The 3,042-nt window shown below is 41.0% G+C and carries 2 protein-coding genes; both read left to right on the forward strand.

All coding sequences use genetic code 11. The features are described 5' to 3' along the window. Positions 1–133 precede the first annotated feature (133 nt). Positions 134–1,123, forward strand: coding sequence for a LysR family transcriptional regulator (locus A1019T_RS11870; protein WP_077451843.1), 990 nt, complete (start codon positions 134–136; stop codon positions 1,121–1,123). Between the two features lie 207 nt (positions 1,124–1,330). Continuing rightward, positions 1,331–2,728: an NAD-dependent succinate-semialdehyde dehydrogenase gene (locus A1019T_RS11875; RefSeq protein ID WP_077451845.1), complete on the forward strand. Its 1,398-nt coding sequence runs from the start codon at positions 1,331–1,333 to the stop codon at positions 2,726–2,728. Positions 2,729–3,042 lie beyond the last annotated feature (314 nt).

A 3,042-nucleotide genomic window follows, 5' to 3' on the forward strand; every position in this document is an offset into this window, starting at 1 on the left:
GTCCAAATAGCTTTAACCCCCAATTGGGTTGTAAATATAGACCTGAAAGGTACCCATAGGGTTCATGGCAAAAAGTGCGGTTGAATATGACTTTTAATAGACAGTCTTGGAAGTACTCATCACAGAGAGTGTTATGAATTTACAAAGGGTTGATTTAAATTTATTGGTTAATTTAGATGTGCTACTGCGAGAAAAAAACGTCACCCGTGCAGCAGAGCAGTTGGGCATAACTCAGCCTGCAATGAGTAACATCCTACGTCGTTTGCGTAAATTATTTAACGATCCGTTGTTGGTGCGCTCTTCTGAAGGTATGACCCCCACAGAACGGGCATTAGAGCTCCAGCCTCGTGTTCGCGAGATACTTGCTGAGCTTTCACAATTACTAGAGCCACGTACAGAGTTTAGACCCTATACCACCTCTCGAGTTTTTAGAATCATGACCTCGGATTATGCCGAAGCAACCTTGGTGCCTCGTTTGGTCAAAGCGCTACGCTCAGAAGCTCCTAACGTCATTTTAGACTTCTTAACCCCTTCTGATGTCTCTTATCGAGATATGGAGCAGGGCAGAGTGGACTTGGCTATCAACCGCTTTAATGAAATACCACAAAGCTTCCACCAGGTTTTAGTATGGCGAGATACTTTTAGTTGTTTATTGTCAGCTGAAAGTCCCTATGCCAATCGCTTTAATCTAAAAAACTATTTAAAAGCACAGCACGTTTGGGTTTCAAAAACAGGTATGGGCGTTGGTTTTGGTGTAAACCCAGATAAATCAGGTGGTCTGGGCTCTATCGATCAGGCACTGCAACGCTTAGGTCAAAAGCGTCAAATCAGTGTGTTCACTCGTCACTATCAGATGCCAGCAATGCTTGCTGCAAATAAAGACTTAATTGCTACGTTGCCCACTCGGGTGGCACGGATGCAAGCCAATAATGACAAAATTTTATTAAAAGAGCCGCCCTTCTTTATCCCAGAATTTGAGTTGACGATGGCTTGGTCTCCTTTATTACAGCATCATCCTGCTCACAGATGGTTACGTCAGTTAATCATGCACGTGGCACGTCAAGTAGTGGCTGATGAAGAAGCTAGTGAAGACGAAGTGCACAAAATAAGTCATTTATTCTAAATAAAGTCTAAGTAAAACAGAGGGTTATATATTAAGTTGTTTTAACATATAGAGCACAGTTGTTTACATCCTTACAAAGCTAAAAGGTCTTTTAGTTGTTATGCTAGTAAGCGTTAAATAAAAAAGAAAAGAGTGGCTAATTATCGCCATAATTAAAAAGCTCATTCGCAATAAAATTACTAGCATAATATATATAAGGATATCCCTATGTCAGACATAACAACTATAGACCCAACTACTGGTGAGAAAATCACTTCATATGACTATATGAGTGATTCTGAAGTAAATGGCATCATTGAGGCCTCTCATGAAGCATTTTTAAAATGGAGAGAAGCAACTCCAGAAAATAGAGCCAAAGTCATTCGTTCAATTGGGGAAAAGTTGGCTGAATATAAAGAAGAGTTGGCCCGTTTAATGACCGAAGAGCGGGGTAAGACTTACCAACATAGTTTGCAGGAAGTAGACCTTTGTAAAAGCATATGTGACTTTACTGCTGATAAAGGAATTGAAGCTTTAGCAGATGATGTTCGTGATATCGAAGGCATTAAAAAGGGTATCGTAACTTATCAACCTATTGGCATTATCTATGGTATTCAGCCATGGAACTATCCTGCGTATCAAGTTATCCGCTATACCATTGCAAACCTAATGGCTGGCAACAGTATTTTATTAAAGCATGCTTCTAATGTGACTGGTTCAGGCTTACTTATTGAGAAGATTTTGCATGAGGCTGGTTTGCCTAAAGATTTATTCAGAGCACTAATCATTAGCCATGATCAGTCTGAGCAAATTATTGAAAATGACAAAGTCCGAGGAGTTACCTTAACCGGTAGTGATAAGGCGGGGGAGATTGTAGCGCAGCAAGCCGCTAAAGTCTTGAAGAAAACAGTAATGGAGCTGGGTTCAAACGACGCTTTTATCGTACTTGAGGATGCTGATTTAGAATTGGCCGCCGCAACGTGTGCTCACGCTAGATTATACAATAATGGCGAAACTTGTGTGGCTGCCAAACGCTTCGTAGTAGTAGACTCTGTGTATGATAAATTCCGAGAGCTACTCATTGAGAAGTTTAAGGGCTATAAGGTAGGCGACCCAATGCAGGAATCTACTGATGTAGGTCCAATGTCTAGCACCAAGCAGCGTGATACCTTGCAAAAGCAAATGCAAGAAAGCATCGATAAAGGGGCGAAGATCGCTTATAGCAGCGAGCTTGATTCAAGCTTGCCTAAAGAAGGCGCTTTCCATCCCTTAGTTATTTTAGAGAACATTACTGAAGACCAGCCAGCTTATAAAGATGAATTATTTGGTCCAGTGGCCTCTTTAATTCGTGCTAAAGATGAAGAGGATGCCTTCCGTATCGCTAATGACAGCCGCTATGGCTTAGGCGGTGGTGTGTTCTCAAAAGATGAGGACAAAGCCATTCGTTTAGCGACAAAATACTTCGATACCGGTATGGTCTATATAAATGGTTATAGCTTGGTTCAGCCAGGCCTGCCATTTGGTGGTGTGAAAAACTCTGGCTTTGGTCGTGAACATGGCGGCTTTGGTATCAAAGAGTTTGTCAACGTTAAAGCGTTGCACGTGGTAGGTAAAGCTCCAGCTTAATCTTTAATAGCGATTATGATGGTAACGAGCATGACAACAATAATTATGCCAAAAACCATCGTGATTGTATGATTAACGGTTTGCTATAATTTTCAGTAAATCAAAAGGCCCTCAGCATTAAATGCTGAGGGCCTTTTTTTATGATTTTTTGCCTTGTAATAATAACTAATAAGCAAACAGGCCGTTAAAAGCTTTTTTAAATCCGCCAATCCGCATTTTATCACCAGTCGCCGTAAAACCACCCACTTCAGGGGGTGGATATAAGGCGACACACACTGTCGTAAGAAGCAGTTAAAGGGTTGTAAGTTAAAATT

This window comes from Psychrobacter piechaudii, assembly GCF_900162825.1.
GTDB lineage: Bacteria > Pseudomonadota > Gammaproteobacteria > Pseudomonadales > Moraxellaceae > Psychrobacter > Psychrobacter piechaudii.